Source organism: Pseudomonas sp. P1.8, from assembly GCF_001269805.1.
In the GTDB taxonomy this organism is placed as follows: domain Bacteria; phylum Pseudomonadota; class Gammaproteobacteria; order Pseudomonadales; family Pseudomonadaceae; genus Aquipseudomonas.
Window position 1 is genome coordinate 349,549 of sequence record NZ_LHVM01000023.1, and the last position, 15,956, is coordinate 365,504.

At 59.2% G+C, this 15,956-nt stretch carries 15 protein-coding genes; 5 read left to right on the forward strand and 10 right to left on the reverse strand.

Going from position 1 to position 15,956, the window contains the following annotated elements; genetic code table 11:
* Positions 1-27: 27 nt before the first annotated feature.
* Positions 28-1,422, reverse strand: a complete 1,395-nt coding sequence (locus tag AD668_RS25815; RefSeq protein ID WP_053163575.1) for an FAD-binding oxidoreductase — start codon at positions 1,420-1,422, stop codon at positions 28-30.
* A gap of 206 nt (positions 1,423-1,628) precedes the next feature.
* Here AD668_RS25815 and serA point away from each other — a divergent pair, with 206 nt between their 5' ends.
* The gene (gene serA / locus AD668_RS25820) at positions 1,629-2,858 is read left to right on the forward strand and encodes a phosphoglycerate dehydrogenase (protein WP_046032306.1); all 1,230 of its coding nucleotides are present in this window, start codon (positions 1,629-1,631) and stop codon (positions 2,856-2,858) included.
* Between the two features lie 180 nt (positions 2,859-3,038).
* On the opposite strand, the gene AD668_RS25825 is transcribed toward serA, so the two are convergent.
* Positions 3,039-3,464: a DUF4399 domain-containing protein gene (locus AD668_RS25825; RefSeq protein ID WP_053163579.1), complete on the reverse strand. Its 426-nt coding sequence runs from the start codon at positions 3,462-3,464 to the stop codon at positions 3,039-3,041.
* Positions 3,465-3,599: 135 nt separating this feature from the next.
* On the opposite strand from AD668_RS25825, the gene AD668_RS25830 reads away from it, so the two are divergent.
* Positions 3,600-4,172 carry a transporter substrate-binding domain-containing protein gene (locus AD668_RS25830; RefSeq protein ID WP_053163582.1) on the forward strand — a complete coding sequence of 191 codons (573 nt, stop codon included), beginning with the start codon at positions 3,600-3,602 and terminating at the stop codon, positions 4,170-4,172.
* Between the two features lie 61 nt (positions 4,173-4,233).
* Here the strand turns inward: AD668_RS25830 and AD668_RS25835 are convergent, their stop codons facing one another.
* A complete protein-coding gene (locus AD668_RS25835; protein ID WP_053163586.1) occupies positions 4,234-4,713 on the reverse strand; it encodes a DUF523 domain-containing protein in 480 nt (159 codons plus the stop codon).
* Between the two features lies 1 nt (position 4,714).
* Positions 4,715-5,347: a 2OG-Fe(II) oxygenase gene (locus tag AD668_RS25840; RefSeq protein WP_053163589.1), complete on the reverse strand. Its 633-nt coding sequence runs from the start codon at positions 5,345-5,347 to the stop codon at positions 4,715-4,717.
* A gap of 108 nt (positions 5,348-5,455) precedes the next feature.
* Between AD668_RS25840 and AD668_RS25845 the strand changes: the two genes are divergently transcribed.
* Positions 5,456-6,196, forward strand: coding sequence for a DUF2059 domain-containing protein (locus AD668_RS25845; protein ID WP_053163592.1), 741 nt, complete (start codon positions 5,456-5,458; stop codon positions 6,194-6,196).
* 69 nt (positions 6,197-6,265) lie between these two features.
* Here AD668_RS25845 and AD668_RS25850 read toward each other — a convergent pair whose 3' ends face one another.
* Complete coding sequence (locus tag AD668_RS25850; protein WP_053163595.1) at positions 6,266-7,213, reverse strand: alpha/beta hydrolase; 948 nt, start codon at positions 7,211-7,213, stop codon at positions 6,266-6,268.
* A gap of 95 nt (positions 7,214-7,308) precedes the next feature.
* Here AD668_RS25850 and AD668_RS25855 point away from each other — a divergent pair, with 95 nt between their 5' ends.
* Entirely contained in the window at positions 7,309-7,905 is a 597-nt protein-coding gene (locus AD668_RS25855) for a DUF6436 domain-containing protein (RefSeq protein WP_053163597.1), read from the forward strand.
* An 87-nt stretch (positions 7,906-7,992) separates the two neighbouring features.
* On the forward strand, positions 7,993-10,392 hold the full coding sequence (locus AD668_RS25860) for a penicillin acylase family protein (RefSeq protein WP_053163601.1): 2,400 nt from the start codon (positions 7,993-7,995) through the stop codon (positions 10,390-10,392).
* 140 nt (positions 10,393-10,532) lie between these two features.
* Here the strand turns inward: AD668_RS25860 and AD668_RS25865 are convergent, their stop codons facing one another.
* The 5 genes from AD668_RS25865 to AD668_RS25885 form a co-directional block, all read right to left on the reverse strand.
* The gene (locus AD668_RS25865; RefSeq protein WP_053163604.1) at positions 10,533-11,498 is read right to left on the reverse strand and encodes a GlxA family transcriptional regulator; all 966 of its coding nucleotides are present in this window, start codon (positions 11,496-11,498) and stop codon (positions 10,533-10,535) included.
* Between the two features lie 181 nt (positions 11,499-11,679).
* Complete coding sequence (locus AD668_RS25870; RefSeq protein WP_053163606.1) at positions 11,680-12,570, reverse strand: ABC transporter permease subunit; 891 nt, start codon at positions 12,568-12,570, stop codon at positions 11,680-11,682.
* Entirely contained in the window at positions 12,567-13,487 is a 921-nt protein-coding gene (locus AD668_RS25875) for an ABC transporter permease subunit (RefSeq protein ID WP_053163608.1), read from the reverse strand. Before AD668_RS25875 ends, AD668_RS25870 begins: the two co-directional genes overlap by 4 nt.
* Positions 13,484-14,626: an ABC transporter ATP-binding protein gene (locus AD668_RS25880; RefSeq protein WP_053163613.1), complete on the reverse strand. Its 1,143-nt coding sequence runs from the start codon at positions 14,624-14,626 to the stop codon at positions 13,484-13,486. Before AD668_RS25880 ends, AD668_RS25875 begins: the two co-directional genes overlap by 4 nt.
* Positions 14,627-14,698: 72 nt before the next feature.
* A complete protein-coding gene (locus AD668_RS25885; RefSeq protein WP_053163616.1) occupies positions 14,699-15,796 on the reverse strand; it encodes a polyamine ABC transporter substrate-binding protein in 1,098 nt (365 codons plus the stop codon).
* Positions 15,797-15,956 lie beyond the last annotated feature (160 nt).

The window sequence follows — 15,956 nt, forward strand, 5'->3', positions numbered from 1 at the left end:
CTGCTTCGTGCTCTTAAAGTTCGAAAATCAAACGGCGAAAATCTTGCCCGGGTTCATGATGCCATTCGGGTCGAACACCGCCTTGACCGCTTTCATGTATTCGATCTCGACCGGTGAGCGGCTGTAGGTCAAATAGTCACGCTTGGTCATGCCCACGCCGTGCTCGGCGGAGATCGAACCGTTGTACTTCTGGACGATTTCGAACACCCACTTGTTGACGGTGGCGCACTTGGCGAAGAACTCGTCTTTGCTCAGATCATCCGGTTTGAGGATGTTCAAGTGCAGGTTGCCGTCGCCGATGTGGCCGAACCAGACGATTTCGAAGTCCGGATAGTGTTCGCCGACGATTGCATCGACTTCCTTCAGGAACGCCGGGACTTTCGACACGGTGACCGAGATGTCGTTCTTGTACGGCGTCCAGTGGGAAATGGTTTCGGAGATGTATTCGCGCAGCTTCCACAGATTCTGCAACTGGGTTTCGCTCTGGCTCATCACGCCATCCAGTACCCAGCCTTGCTCAACGCAGTGCTCGAAAGTTTCCAGCGCGTGGTTGGCCACTTCCTCGGTGGTCGCTTCGAATTCCAGCAGCGCATAGAACGGGCAGTCGGTTTCGAACGGCGCCGGCACATCGCCACGCCCCATGACCTTGGCCAGGGCTTTGTCGGAGAAGAATTCGAACGCGGTCAGGTCGAGCTTGTTCTGGAAAGCGTGCAGCACCGGCATGATTGAGTCGAAATCGGCGGTGCCAAGGACCATCGCGGTCAGGTTTTTCGGCGCACGGTCCAGGCGCATGGTCGCTTCGACCACGAAACCGAGAGTGCCTTCGGCGCCGATGAACAGCTGACGCATGTCGTAGCCCGTGGCGTTCTTGATCAGGTCACGGTTCAGCTCCAGCACGTCGCCCTTACCGGTGACGACTTTCATGCCGGCTACCCAGTTACGGGTCATGCCGTAGCGAATGACCTTGATTCCGCCGGCATTGGTGCCGATATTGCCGCCAATCTGGCTGGAACCGGACGATGCGAAGTCCACAGGGTAGTACAGGCCTTTTTCCTCTGCGACGTTCTGCAATTGCTTGGTCACCACGCCCGGCTGACAACGGGCAGTGCGGTCGGTCAGGTTCACGTCGAGGATCTGGTTCATGTAATCGAAGGACACAACCACTTCGCCATTGGCTGCCACTGCGGCGGCGGACAATCCGGTACGACCGCCGGACGGCACCAGCGCCACCTTGTGTTTATTGGCCCACAGGACAATGGCCTGGACCTGCTCGGTGGTCTTGGGGAAAACAATGGCGGTCGGGGCCGGCGCGAAATGCTTGGTCCAATCCTTACCGTAAGCATTCAGGGAGTCGGCATCGGTCAGCACCTTGCCAGGCTCAACCAGGGTCTTCAGCTCATCAATCAGGGCAGGATTGGTCATCGACAGAACTCTCGAACAATTCATGGTCATCCTGAGAACGCTTCACGTCGCAGGAATGAGTGTTTAGCGGGGCGCTTATGCTAGCATACCGACCCCGCAGCATAGTGCCCAACGACTGTTCTGCGGTGACGGCTTTCCTGCCGTGCGGGTCAGCTCCGGGCTGCTCCCTTTCCTGCCATTTTTCTCCGGGATACAGGTTTACGCAGATGAGCAAGACTTCTCTCGATAAGAGCAAGATCAAGTTCCTTCTTCTCGAAGGCGTCCACCAATCGGCTGTCGACGTCCTCAAGGCGGCGGGCTACACCAGCATCGAGTACCTCACAGGTTCTCTGCCGGAAGCCCAGCTCAAGGAAAAGATCGCGGACGCTCACTTCATCGGCATTCGCTCGCGCACCCAACTGACCGAAGAGATCTTCGATCACGCGAAGAAGCTGGTAGCTGTTGGCTGTTTCTGCATCGGCACCAACCAGGTCGACCTGAACGCCGCCCGCGAACGCGGTATCGCCGTGTTCAACGCGCCGTACTCCAACACGCGTTCCGTAGCGGAACTGGTGCTGGCCGAAGCGATCCTGTTGCTGCGTGGCATCCCTGAGAAGAACGCTTCCTGCCACCGTGGCGGCTGGATCAAGAGCGCAGCCAACTCCTTCGAAATCCGTGGCAAGAAGCTGGGTATCGTCGGTTACGGCTCGATCGGCACTCAACTGTCGGTCCTGGCGGAAGGCCTGGGCATGCAGGTGTACTTCTACGACACCATCACCAAGCTGCCACTGGGTAACGCGACTCAGGTAGGTAACCTGCACGAGCTGCTGGCGATGTCCGACATCGTTTCGCTGCACGTACCAGAAACCGCCGCCACCCAGTGGATGATGGGCGAGAAGGAAATCCGCGCCATCAAGAAAGGCGGCATCCTGATCAACGCTGCTCGCGGCACCGTGGTCGAACTGGACCACCTGGCAGCGGCCATCAAGGACAAGCACCTGATCGGCGCGGCCATCGACGTATTCCCGGTGGAGCCACGCTCCAACGACGAAGAGTTCGAAAGCCCGTTGCGTGGTCTGGACAACGTGATCCTGACCCCGCACATCGGCGGTTCCACCGCTGAAGCCCAGGCCAACATCGGTCTGGAAGTGGCAGAGAAGCTGGTCAAGTACAGCGACAACGGTACGTCGGTATCGTCCGTGAACTTCCCGGAAGTGGCCTTGCCGGCTCACCCTGGCAAGCACCGCCTGCTGCACATCCACGAAAACATCCCGGGCGTACTCAGCGAGATCAACAAGGTCTTCGCCGAAAACGGCATCAACATCTCCGGTCAGTTCCTGCAGACCAACGAGAAGGTTGGCTACGTGGTAATCGACGTAGACGCCGAGTACTCGGACCTGGCGCAAGAGAAGCTGCAGCACATCAACGGCACCATTCGTTGCCGTGTACTGTTCTAAGAACAGGCCGCAGTTGAAAAAGGGAGCCCCTCGGGGCTCCCTTTTTTGTGGGAGCGAGCCTGCTAGCGATGGACTCAAGAGCGCTGCGTTCATCCAGTAAACACGCGTTATCGTCAACGACCATCGCGAGCAGGCTCGCTCCTACAGTGAATAACGTCAGCCCAACTGGGGCTCGCTACTTTATTTCACGTTGACCGTGATTTTCTCAGAGAGGATCGGTGGATCGAACGGCATGTGGCCGCTATCGCCCAACTCCAGCTGCAAGGTGTGCTTGCCCGGCGTGAGCGTGACTTCAGCCTGGGTCTGCGCCTTGCCGAAGTGCAAATGATTGGCATCGTTCGGAATCGGCGCACCGGCCGCCGGCAGTTCGTCGACATCAATCAGCAGATGGTGGTGACCGGTGTTTTTGGTGACATCGCCTGCTGGTGCCAGGGCAATGTTCTCGACAGCAAATTTGACCACGACAGTTTTCGGCACCGTCGCACCGTCTGCAGGAGAAACGATGGACACTTCGGCCCCTTTCGGAGCCGGGGTTGCTGCGCTTGCCAGTACCGAAACACCCATCAGCAGGCCAACCAGCGCTGCACGTGACGTAAAGCTTTTCATTTTCTTCTCCAGTTTTTCCGTAAAATCCGCCTGACCATGACAACTTCATGGCCATTTGTTGTCGAAGGCACTCGACAACCATAGCAAAGCGAGCCTGAATCAGAGGGTCGCGATAATAAATTCAAAGGAGTGACCATGCGCTTTCTGCCTGGCCTGATCTGCCTGATACCCCTTCTGAGCCCATTGGCCCATGCCGAACTGATTGACGACGTCAATGACCGAGGCGAATTGCGCATTGCCGTTGAGGCTAATACACCTCCTTTCAATTTCAAGGAGGACGACAAGCTGAGCGGCTTCGAAGTCGAGCTGGGTCAGATGCTGGCCAATGAGCTGGATGTGCGCGCCGACTTTGTCGTCACCGATTCCAGCGATCTGCTCAATGGCGTGGAAAGCGGCAAATACGACATCGCCATCAATCACATTACACAGACCCCGGAGATGACGGATCGTTTCGACTTCAGCGAGCCTTACATCAAGACCAATGCGCAATTGATCGCGCAAAAAGAACAACCGCAATCAATCCTGCTGGTGCAGTCACTGACGGAAGAAAAGCCCAAGGCGAACCCGGCCGTGAACCTGGCAATTCCGTTTCAGAAAGGTAATCCGGCGTTCCATGCAAGCCTTGAAAACGCGCTGCAGCGGATCAAGGACGATGGCCGAATGGAAGCGCTGGAGAAGAAGTGGTTTGGGGCAACTCCCAAACCCTGAAACTAGCACGATCATTTGTAGGAGCCGGCTTGCTGGCTCCTACAGGATTTGGTGATGAGCCTTAGATCAATAGTGCGGCCGCGGCTTCGGCCAGCTCGAGCTCGCTGAAGACTTGAACGCCATGGCGCTTGAGCAACGCAGCCGTCACCCCTTCGCCACTGATTTTCACACCGCTGAACGTGCCGTCATAGGTCAGCAGATTACCGCACGATGGGCTGTTGGCCTTGAGCACGGCAATGCGGATGCCGTGTTTTTGCACCAGTTCCAGCGCCTGATAAGCCCCGGACAGAAACTGCGCACTGACGTCCTCACCCTCAGTGGTGATCACCGCTGCCTGGCCATCGAGTACCTGAGTGCCCTGGCCACCGGGAATTTCCGCAGCTGCCCGGGGCGTCGGCAAGCCACCGGCAACTTCCGGGCACACGGGCACAACCCGACCTTCATCGAGCCACTGCTGTAGCAGATCGAATGGCCCGCTGGCCCCACCGTCGTAACGCACGCGGTGGCCCAACAGGCAGCGGCTGACCAGAATCTTTTCCATGTCAGAACGGCTCGTTGCCACGTCGCCGGAACCAGCCGGTCAATGACAGGCGTTCGCGGGCTGCCGGCAAGACTTCGTGGGGCACTTCGCCAGAGAGAAACACCACCAGGCAACCGCCGGTAGGTTGCACGTCGTAGGCACGCTCATTGTCCAGGTACATGCGCAACTGACCGCCGTGCTCAGGCAGCCAGCCGTCGTTGAGGTAGACCACCGCCGAGACCATGCGCCGGTCGTCATCGCGAAAACGGTCGAGGTGCTTGAGGTAGAACGCGCCGGGTGGATACATCGCGAAATGGCTTTCGAAATCCTCCAGCCCCAGGAACAACCCGCGATTGATCGCCTCGCGCAGGCTGTCCATCAAGCTCAGGTAGCTGTCGCAAGCCTCGGCCTGGCCGGGATCGATCCACTGGATATGATCACCGCGGATTCCCTCGCGAATCTCCGAAGTCGGTCCACGGCCGACGGCGGCCGGAGCCAGCTCACCCTCGGCGGCACGTTTACGGCACTCGGCCGCCAGAGCCCGGGTCAGATCCAGAGGCAGGAAAATATTCTGCTGCGACCAGCCGCGCTCGGCCAGGTCATCGACGATTCGTAACAGCAGCGGGTGATCAGAGGATATTTGCATGGCGCGCATAGTATGCCTGTGCCTGAAAATCCGACAGAGCCGCGCAGCGGGTTGATTCGAATTCTCGACAAGTCAGGGTGCCACACGGAGAATAGTCGCCTGCCGACAGGAGTCCCTATGCGCCGTTTGCTTTTATCACTGCTGATGTTCTGCGTTTTGCCCGCCTGGGCAGACGGCCATGACCAGCTGTACAAGGTCGCCGGCTGGCCAGAGCAACGCGTGCATTTCAACGACGCCCTCACGGCCGCTCAACAGCGCTACCAAAGCAGCCTGCCTCCCGCGGTCTTCCAGGCACTCGTCAATAACAGCAATCAGCGCTTTGCGCCCCAGGCCGTGGACCAACGCGCCCAAGCGCAACTGCGCAAGAATCTCGCCGACCCAAAGCCGGCACTGACGTTTTTCCAGTCGCCACTGGGCAAGAAAATCATCGCCGCCGAATTGCTGGCGACCCGTCGGGATCAACTGGCAAAAAATGCCAAGGGATTGCCAAAAATGCAGGCCAGCGACAGCCGCATGCTGATCATCGGCCATCTCGCTCAGGCCCTGCCGGCGCGTGAAGCGGGCGCAGAAGTCAGCCTCGCGATTGCCGGCGTCGCAGCGGACAGCCTGAGCGCGATGATCCCCGGCCTGCTCGGGGCCGGTCAGGCACAAAGCATGTTGAACGGGCAGCGCCAACGCCTGATGGACCAGATCGGTAGCGACCTGAACAACACGCTGTTGTATGTCTATCGTGATCTGTCGGACAACGAGCTGGAGGAGTTTGCGACCTTTGCCGAGTCGGCTGAAGGTCAGGCTTACTATCAGGCGGCGCTGGCGGCGATTCGGGCGGGGTTGGCGGTGGGGCAGAACCCCCAGTGAAAAAAATCGCAGCCTTCGGCAGCTGCGCTCTGTAGGAGCTGCCGAAGGCTGCGATCTTTCGATCTTGACTCATCGATACTGCCGGCTCATCCGCTTGGTCAAAAACCCGAAATACTCCGTTCGCATCACCAGCGTTTCATTCGCCAGATGATGCCGAGCCTCAGGCAGCATTAGCACCTGTGGCCGATCAAACTTGCCGCGCAGCACTTCAAGATTGTGTTCCCAATCGACGGTCATATCTGCCTGCCCCTGCACTATCAATGGCCGTCGACTGCTGATCGGCGCGGCTTCGATGCGTTTGATCCAGCGTGACAACGCCCCGACCCACGCGGTCGGCAGACGCAGTGGCTGCAACGGATCGGCTTGCAGGAACGGCAGGAACGCCGGGTCGTTGGAGTTTTCGCTGAAGCGCCGGGCAATGGCTTTGACGAACGGTTTGAGCAAGTAATAGCTCAATTGCGACCAACCCCACGCCCGTGGTCGCACCAGCGGTGACAACAGAATCACCTGCCCCTGGGCCGGGCTGTTCGCGCCGGCATTCAACACATGATCGATCACGATGGCCCCGCCGGTACTCTGCCCGCACAGATGCCACGGTTGCGGTAAATCAAGGGATTTTGCTTCGGTAAACAGCCCTTGCAAGGTGTCCTGGTACTCGGCGAAATCCTTGATGCTCGCACGCTCGCCACTGGACAACCCATGCCCCGGCAAATCACAGGCAATCACAGCGAACCCCTGGTCCAGCGCCCACTCAATCACATGCCGGTACAGCCCGGTGTGGTCATAAAAACCGTGGAAGACAAACAGCGTCGCCTTCGCCCCTTCGGGCCACCAGAACTGACTCACCAGCTGATACCCATCAATCTCGAAGCGCCCAAGGCCACTGCGCACTCGACGCTGCGCAAAATCCAGCCCGTAGAACCGCTGATAGGCCTGCGCCTGCGTCGACAAAGGCTGCCCATCCGCCAATGGCCGCAGGCTGGCGCGCAAGAGTTCAGGGTCGAAAGTGACAGACATGGACAATTCCAAAGCAGAAACGGACTTTATAGGCCTGCGATATTCATCTGTCGCGGCAAGCATGGCAAGCTAGCCGACCTTCGAGGATTGAACCGATGCGCTCGCCCCTTCGCGCCACCCTGTTTGCCAGCCTGCTCGCCGTGGTGTGTGCCGGCGCATTGTGGGCGGGCTACGACTGGTTTCAAGGGCGTTACCTGCGCGCATTCAGTTCCCACACCGCAATGTTTTCCGGTGATCCGCTGCGTCTTCCCGAGGCCATGGCCGGACCTGGCGCCATCCGCCTCGTGCATTTCTGGGACCCGGCTTGCCCATGCAACGTCGGCAATCAACAACACCTGACGGAACTGGTCGAGCGCTACGTACCGCACGGTGTGGAATTTTATGCGGTGCAAAAACCCGGCAGCCACGGCCAGTTGCCGAGCATCTTGAGCAACCTGAAAACCATCGACGTCCTGCCCGGTTCCGAACAGGTCCCCGCCAGTCCCGCGGTGGCGATCTGGGATCGTTCCGGCAAACTCGCGTACTTCGGCCCGTACAGCGAGGGCCTGACCTGTAATTCGAGCAACAGCTTTATCGAACCGATCCTGCAAGCACTCGACGAAGGCCGTTCGGTGAGTGCTACGCACACACTGGCGGTAGGGTGTTACTGCCCCTGGCCGGTCGATCCGCCGCAAGAGAAAAAAGCCGAGTAAGACGAATCCCTCCTACGGGCGATGCGTCAAATCGGCAGCGCGTGTTAAACAGAGCCCCATGGACCACAATAACAACAAGGAGTCGCCATGAAACGTAGCCTGACCGCTCTCGCTCTGCTGATCGTCGTGCTGGCCGCAGGCGCCAGCTGGTATCTCTACAGCAAGCAGCCGTCACGCCAGGGCATGGTCGAACTGCAACACCTGCAAGGCTCGGTCACCGTGCGCTACGACGAGCGCGGCGTCCCGCATATCCGCGCCGAAAACGAAACCGACCTGTACCGCACTCTCGGCTATGTGCATGCCCAGGACCGGCTGTTCCAGATGGAAGTCCTGCGCCGTCTCGCCCGTGGCGAACTGGCTGAAGTGCTCGGACCGAAACTGCTCGACACCGACAAACTGATGCGCAGTCTGCGCATTCGCGAGCGTGCCGAAACCTATCTGGCGAATCTGGACAAACAGTCTCCCTCGTTCATTGCCCTGCAAGCCTACCTGGACGGTATCAATCAGTATCAGGACAGCCACCCAAAACCCGTGGAATTCGATGTGCTGGGCATTTCCAAGCGCCCGTTCACGGCTCAGGACACCATCAGCATTGCCGGTTACATGGCCTACAGCTTTGCTGCCGCATTTCGCACCGAACCCTTGTTGACGTTTGTCCGTGATCAACTGGGCCCTCAATACCTGAACGTCTTTGATCTCGACTGGCAGCCCAAGGGCGTGCTCAATGGAGCCGCACCGTCGATGACCGGCATCGACTGGAAAGATCTCAACGCTCTCGCCCGCCTCAGCGAACAGGCCCTGGCCGATAATGGCCTGCCGCAATTCGAGGGCAGCAATGCCTGGGTTGTCGCCGGCAGTCGCACCAAAAGCGGCAAGCCACTGCTGGCGGGCGATCCGCATATACGCTTCTCTGCGCCGTCGGTGTGGTACGAAGCTCACCTCTATGCACCGGGCTTCGAGCTCTACGGTCACTATCAGGCCTTGATGCCGTTCGCATCCCTGGGCTTGAACCGCGACTTCGGCTGGAGCATTACCATGTTCCAGAACGATGACCTCGACCTGATCGCCGAGAAGGTCAACCCAGGCAACCCCAACCAGGTCTGGTATCGCGGCAAATGGGTGGACATGACCTCCAGCGAACAACAGATCGCGGTCAAGGGCCAGGCACCGGTGACACTGGTATTGCGCCAATCGCCCCATGGGCCGATCGTCAACGACGCCTTGGGTGCCGGTGTCGGCAAAACGCCGATTGCCATGTGGTGGGCCTTTCTCGAAAGCCAGAATCCGATCATCGACGGTTTCTATCAGCTCAACCGCGCCGACACCCTGGCCAAGGCCCGTGGTGCCGCGGCAAAAATCCAGGCGCCCGGCTTGAACGTTGTCTGGGCCAATACCAAGGGCGATATCGGCTGGTGGGCAGCGGCGCAATTGCCCAAGCGTCCGGCGGGTGTGCGTCCCTGGTTCATCCTCGATGGCAGCACGGCCGAAGCGGACAAGGACGGCTTCTACCCGTTCAGCGCCAACCCCCAGGAAGAAAACCCGGCGCGGGGCTACATCGTCTCGGCCAACTTCCAGCCCGTGTCGTCAACCGGCATGGAGATTCCCGGTTATTACAACCTTGCCGACCGCGGCCAGCAGCTCAATCAGCAGCTCAGCGACAAAAACGTGAAGTGGGATCTGGAGACCAGCCAGAAGCTGCAACTGGGCACCACCACGGCCTACGGTCCGCGTTTGTTGGCACCTCTGTTGCCGGTGTTGCGTGAAGTGGTGAGCGATCCCGACGAACTCAAACTGGTGGAACAACTGGCGCAATGGAAAGGTGATTACCCGCTGGAGTCCACCAGCGCCACGGTGTTCAACCAATTCCTGTTCAGCCTCGCCGACGCGACCATGCACGACGAATTGGGCAACGACTTTTTCGAAACCTTGCTCTCGACCCGCGTGATCGACGCCGCGCTGCCGCGCCTGGCTGAAACCGTCGACTCGCCGTGGTGGGACAACCGCACCACCCTCGGCAAGGAAACCCGCGCAGACACGGTGAAGGCAGCCTGGCAGGCCAGCATCGCGCACCTCAAGGCCACCTTCGGCGCGGACTTCGCGCAGTGGCAGTGGGGCAACGCGCACACGCTGACCCACGGCCATCCACTGGGACAACAGAAGCCATTGGACCGGATCTTCAACGTGGGTCCGTTCGCCGCTCCAGGCAGCCACGAGGTGCCGAACAATCTTTCAGCGAAAATCGGCCCGGCACCGTGGCCCGTCACCTACGGACCCTCGACCCGACGCCTGGTCGACTTTGCCGATCCAGCCCACAGCCTGACCATCAACCCGGTCGGCCAGAGTGGTGTGCTGCTCGACCGTCACTATGAGGATCAATCCGAGGCGTACATCGAAGGCCTCTATTTCCAGGCGCACCTCAATGACGAAGAGGTCACGGCCAATACGCGCGGAACGTTGAAGCTATTGCCGGCGCGAGCTGCGCCATAACTCATTGTCGACAGGACCGGCCCCATCGCGGGCAAGCCCGCTCCCACAGGAATCTTGGTTGAACACAATTGTTGTTAGCAACATAAAACCTGTGGGTGCGGGCTTGCCCGCGATGGGGCTGTGAAGACCATGCCAATACTTCAAACCATCGCCGAAAAATTCAACCTGAACTGCTGCGGCGTCACTCCCAACCGACAATTGAACACACTGCGCATGTGCTGCGCATCGCGAAACCCGCACTGATACGCCACGGTCTTGAGTGGCGCCCGCGTGCTCTCGAGCATCACCCGTGCCGCATCCACCCTCGCTCGCTCGACGAACTCCGCCGGGGTGATTTTCGCCTCCCTGGCAAACACCCGGGAAAAGTTGCGCGCATTCATGTTGGCGGCATTGGCCAGATCAGCGACGGCAAGGTCGCCGGTCAGGTTGGCCAGCACGTAATGCTGAACCATCGCCATGATCGAGGTCGGTTCGGCGTGGGGAGTCAAAAATGGACTGAACTGCGATTGGCCACCCGAACGCTGGGTAAACACCACCAATCGCTTGGCCACATTCAACGCAACGTCGGGCCCATGATCGCGCCCCAGCAGGTACAGCGACAGATCGATCCCCGCCGAGACCCCGGCCGAGGTGAACAGCTCGTCGTCCTCGACGTACAACCGATCCGCTTCCACCCGGGTCGAAGGGCAAAAACTCGCAAGCGCCGCAGCGTCCTGCCAATGCGTGGTGACCGTGCGCCCTTCCAGCAAACCGGCCCGGGCAAGCATAAAGGCACCGTTACAGATCGAACCAAAACGCTCGGCTCGCACGCAGGCATGGCGCAACCAGCCATCGAAGGTCCTGCCGAAATCCATGAAGGGCAACTGCGGCCCACCAGCCACCAGCAACAGGTCATACGGCTCCCGTGCTTCGCTGAAGTGGCGATGAGCGTTGAGTGACAAACCGTTGGAGCACACCATCATCTTGCGCTCGACGCCGATCACCTCCAGACGATAGTGATCCTCGGGGGCAAGAAAACGGTTGGCTTCGGAGAACACGTCCAGCGGACCGGTGACATCCAGCGACTGCACGCCGGAGAAAACAACGATGGCGACGGTTTTACTCATGACGTGAATCGCCTTCTATGAATCGGATTGCGCCATCCCTGTAGGAGCGAGCATGCTCGCGATGGTCGTCAACGATGACGGGGCTACCTGAATGTACGCGGTGCCCTCACGTGCATCGCGAGCATGCTCGCTCCTACAGGGGATTCGGGCTGATCACAAAGAGGTGATCAACCCATCAGGCTCAAGCCGCTTCCGGTGCCTGTGCGCGACGCACATCCGGCTGCTTCCAGGAGTCGGCAGCACTCTCCTCGATGGCTTGCTGGATCGCACGCTTGCGGCTTTCTTCGGCACGGCGGCTGAAGAACCAGACCAGGAAGGTCACAATCGACACTGCCAGCAGGATCAGGCTGGCCACGGCGTTGATCTCGGGTTTGACACCCAGACGCACCGCCGAGAACACTTCCATCGGCAGGGTCGTGGAACCCGGCCCGGACACGAAGCTCGCCAATACCAGATCATCCAGGGACAGCGCGAAGGACATCATGCCCCCCGCTGCCAGCGATGGCGCGATCATCGGAATGGTGATCAGGAAGAACACCTTCCACGGCCGAGCACCGAGGTCCATGGCTGCCTCTTCGATGGACAGGTCCAGCTCACGCAAGCGCGCCGAGACCACCACCGCCACATACGCCGCACAGAACGTCGTGTGGGCGATCCAGATGGTGACGATGCCGCGTTCCTGTGGCCAGCCGATCATCTGCGCCATCGCCACGAACAGCAGCAACAGAGACAGACCGGTGATCACTTCGGGCATCACCAGCGGCGCGGTGACCAGGCCACCGAACAGCGTGCGGCCCTTGAAGTGAGTGATACGGGTCAGGACGAACGCGGCCAGGGTACCCAGTGCCACCGCCGCAATCGCCGTGTAGCAGGCGATTTCCAGCGAGCGCACCACCGAACCCATCAGTTGCGAGTTGTCGAGCAGGCCGACGTACCACTTGATCGACCAACCGCCCCATACCGTTACCAGCTTCGAGGCGTTGAACGAGTAGATGACCAGGATCAGCATTGGCAGGTAGATGAACAACAGACCCACGACCAGCATCAAGCTGGAGAAACGGAAGCGCTTCATTCTTTACCCTCCATTTCCTTGGCCTGACTGCGGTTGAACAGGATGATCGGCACAATCAGGATCGCCAGCATCACCACCGCCAGAGCGGACGCCACCGGCCAGTCACGGTTGTTGAAGAACTCTTGCCACAGCACCTTACCGATCATCAGGGTTTCCGGACCGCCGAGCAGTTCCGGAATCACGAACTCACCCACCACCGGGATGAACACCAGCATGCAGCCGGCGATGATGCCGTTCTTGGACAGCGGGATGGTGATTTTCCAGAAGCTGTTGAACGTGCTCGAACCCAGGTCGGAAGCGGCTTCCAGCAAGCTGTTGTCGTGCTTCACCAGGTTGGCGTACAGCGGCAGGATCATGAACGGCAGGTACGAATAGACAACACCGATGTAGACCGCCAGGTTGGTGTTGAGGATCTGCAGCGGTTCGTCGATCCAGCCCATGCTCATCAGGAAACCGTTGAGCAAACCGTTGTTGCTGAGGATGCCCATCCACGCGTAGACGCGGATCAGGATCGCGGTCCAGGTCGGCATCATGATCAGCAGCACCAGCACCGTTTGCATCTCTTTACGGGCGCTGGCGATGGCGTAGGCCATCGGGTAGCCAATCACGAGGCAGAGGATGGTGCTGATCAGCGCCATCTTCAACGAGCCCAGGTACGCGGCGATGTACAACTCATCGTCGCCGAGCATCGCGTAGTTGCCCAGGTTCAGCAGCAACTGCAACTTCTGTTCGGCGAAGCTGTAGATTTCGGTGTACGGCGGAATGGCCACGTCGGCTTCGGCGAAGCTGATCTTCAACACAATGAAGAACGGCAACATGAAGAACAGGAACAGCCAGATGAACGGAACCCCGATGACCAGTTGGCGGCCACCGGGAATTATTCGATTGAGTCGGCGTTTGAATTTGCGCATGTTCATGAGCGAAGTACCACGCCGCTATCGTCTTCCCAGTACACGTAAACCTGATCGCCCCAGGTCGGACGCGCGCCACGACGTTCGGCGTTGGCCACGAACGACTGCACCAGCTTGCCGCTTGGCAGCTCGACGTAGAACACCGAGTGCCCGCCCAGGTACGCAATGTCGTGGACCTTGCCGCTGGACCAGTTGTACTGGCAGGTCGGCATGTCGGCGGTGACCAGCAGTTTTTCCGGACGGATCGCGTAGGTAACCGATTTGTCCTGCACCGAGGTGCTGATGCCGTGGCCCACGTAGATCTGGTGGTCCATGTCTTTGCAGGTAATGATCGCGTGGCCTTCGGCGTCGTCGATCACTTCGCCTTCGAAGATGTTCACGTTACCGATGAATTCGCAGACCAGGCGGCTGGTCGGGGTTTCGTAGATGTCGATCGGGCTGCCGATCTGGGCAATCCATCCCAGGTGCATGATCGCGATGCGCTCGGCCATGGTCATGGCCTCTTCCTGGTCGTGGGTCACCATGACGCAGGTCACGCCGACGCGCTCGATGATCTCGACCAGTTCCAGCTGCATTTGCGAGCGCAGCTTTTTATCCAGCGCGCCCATCGGTTCGTCGAGCAGCAACAGCTTCGGGCGCTTGGCCAAGGAACGGGCCAGGGCCACGCGCTGACGCTGGCCGCCGGACAACTGGTGCGGCTTGCGCTTGGCGTACTGGCTCATCTGCACCAGCTTGAGCATGTCCGCCACGCGGGCATCGACTTCAGCGGCCGGCAATTTGTCCTGCTTGAGGCCGAAGGCGATGTTCTGCGCCACGGTCATGTGCGGGAACAGGGCGTACGACTGGAACATCATGTTGATCGGCCGCTCGTACGGCGGCATGTCGGTGATGTCTACGCCATCGAGGAAAATCCGCCCTTCCGTGGGCCGTTCGAAACCGGCGAGCATGCGCAGCAACGTGGATTTGCCCGATCCCGAACCGCCGAGCAGGGCGAAAATCTCGCCTTTCTTGATTTCCAGGGACACGTCGTCCACGGCAATCGTCTCGTCGAACTTCTTCGTGACCCGGTCGATTTTGACCAGCACCTGTTTAGGTGACTGGTCGCCCTCGAGGGCTTTCTTATAGGCGCCGGAGGCAACTGCCATTTACGAAACTCCCAGAAAAAAAGAGTGCAGTTCGCTCAAGGTGAGCCAACCTGGATAGTTTGAGCCTTGAAACTATTTACCCGACTTGACCTTGGTCCAGCTGCGGGTCATCAAACGTTGAATGTTCGGCGGTAACTCGACGGACACGTAGGTCTTGTCGAGCACCGCTTGCGGTGGGTACACCGCTTCGTCGGTGCGAATGGACTGTTCCATCAGTTTGTCCGACGCCGGGTTAGGGTTGGCGTAGCCGACGTAATCGCTGACCTGCGCAATCACCTCAGGTTTCAGCAAGTAGTTGATGAACGCGTTGGCCTGTTTGACGTTGGTCGAGTCCTTCGGAATCGCCAGCATGTCGAACCAGAGCGCGCCGCCTTCTTTGGGAATCGAGTAAGCGATGTTCACGCCTTTCTTGGCTTCATCGGCGCGATTTTTCGCCTGGAAGATGTCGCCGGAGAAACCGATCGCCACGCAGATATCGCCGTTGGCCAGGTCTGCGATGTATTTCGAAGAGTGGAAGTACGTCACGTAAGGCCGCACCGCCAGCAACTTGGCTTCGGCTTTTTTGTAGTCTTCAGGGTCGGTGCTGTTGGCGTTCAGGCCCATGTAGTTGAGCACGGTCGGCATCATTTCATCAGCCGAATCGAGGAACGCTACACCGCAGCTTTGCAGCTTCTTGATGTTCTCCGGCTCGAACAGCACGCCCCACGAATCAATCGTATCGACGCCCAGCACAGCCTTGATCTTGTCGACGTTATAACCGATGCCGTTGGTGCCCCACAGGTACGGCACGGCGTACAGGTTGCCGGGATCGTTCTGTTCCAGGCGCTTGAGCAACACAGGATCGAGATTCGAATAATTCGGCAGTTGCGACTTGTCGAGCTTCTGGAAAGCCCCGGCCTTGATCTGCTTGCCGAGGAAATGGTTCGACGGCACGACCACGTCGTAACCGGTACGCCCGGCCAGCAACTTGCCTTCCAGGGTTTCGTTGGAATCGAAAACGTCATACACCGGCTTGATGCCGGTCTCTTTCTGGAAGTCGGCCAACGTGCTCTCGCCGATGTAATCCGACCAGTTATAAATATGCACGGTACCGGCGGCCTGGACACTGACAGCCAGTGTCAATCCGGCGCCAACCAGCATGGCATTGCGCAACAAAGAAAAAATAGGCAAGTGAAGGTCCTCTAAAATTAGTTGGGCCCAAGTTGCCCCGTGTTACATGACAACCGTGGTTGCCCGGCAACAAAACCGGCGCGCAACTTACCCTCGAAAAACCGTTCCAGCAAAACTTTTATGCAGTTACACCTGTAGGAGCGAGCCTGCTCGCGATGGT

Excerpts from the sequence above, each read along its gene's own strand:
- AD668_RS25875 (WP_053163608.1), bottom strand. The coding sequence starts at position 13,487 with ATGAACATGCGCAAATTCAAACGCCGACTCAATCGAATAATTCCCGGT.
- AD668_RS25815 (WP_053163575.1), bottom strand. The coding sequence starts at position 1,422 with ATGACCAATCCTGCCCTGATTGATGAGCTGAAGACCCTGGTTGAGCCT.
- AD668_RS25825 (WP_053163579.1), bottom strand. The coding sequence starts at position 3,464 with ATGAAAAGCTTTACGTCACGTGCAGCGCTGGTTGGCCTGCTGATGGGT.
- AD668_RS25860 (WP_053163601.1), top strand. The coding sequence starts at position 7,993 with ATGAAACGTAGCCTGACCGCTCTCGCTCTGCTGATCGTCGTGCTGGCC.
- AD668_RS25850 (WP_053163595.1), bottom strand. The coding sequence starts at position 7,213 with ATGTCTGTCACTTTCGACCCTGAACTCTTGCGCGCCAGCCTGCGGCCA.
- AD668_RS25880 (WP_053163613.1), bottom strand. The coding sequence starts at position 14,626 with ATGGCAGTTGCCTCCGGCGCCTATAAGAAAGCCCTCGAGGGCGACCAG.
- AD668_RS25865 (WP_053163604.1), bottom strand. The coding sequence starts at position 11,498 with ATGAGTAAAACCGTCGCCATCGTTGTTTTCTCCGGCGTGCAGTCGCTG.
- AD668_RS25845 (WP_053163592.1), top strand. The coding sequence starts at position 5,456 with ATGCGCCGTTTGCTTTTATCACTGCTGATGTTCTGCGTTTTGCCCGCC.
- serA (WP_046032306.1), top strand. The coding sequence starts at position 1,629 with ATGAGCAAGACTTCTCTCGATAAGAGCAAGATCAAGTTCCTTCTTCTC.
- AD668_RS25830 (WP_053163582.1), top strand. The coding sequence starts at position 3,600 with ATGCGCTTTCTGCCTGGCCTGATCTGCCTGATACCCCTTCTGAGCCCA.
- AD668_RS25840 (WP_053163589.1), bottom strand. The coding sequence starts at position 5,347 with ATGCGCGCCATGCAAATATCCTCTGATCACCCGCTGCTGTTACGAATC.
- AD668_RS25835 (WP_053163586.1), bottom strand. The coding sequence starts at position 4,713 with ATGGAAAAGATTCTGGTCAGCCGCTGCCTGTTGGGCCACCGCGTGCGT.
- AD668_RS25870 (WP_053163606.1), bottom strand. The coding sequence starts at position 12,570 with ATGAAGCGCTTCCGTTTCTCCAGCTTGATGCTGGTCGTGGGTCTGTTG.
- AD668_RS25855 (WP_053163597.1), top strand. The coding sequence starts at position 7,309 with ATGCGCTCGCCCCTTCGCGCCACCCTGTTTGCCAGCCTGCTCGCCGTG.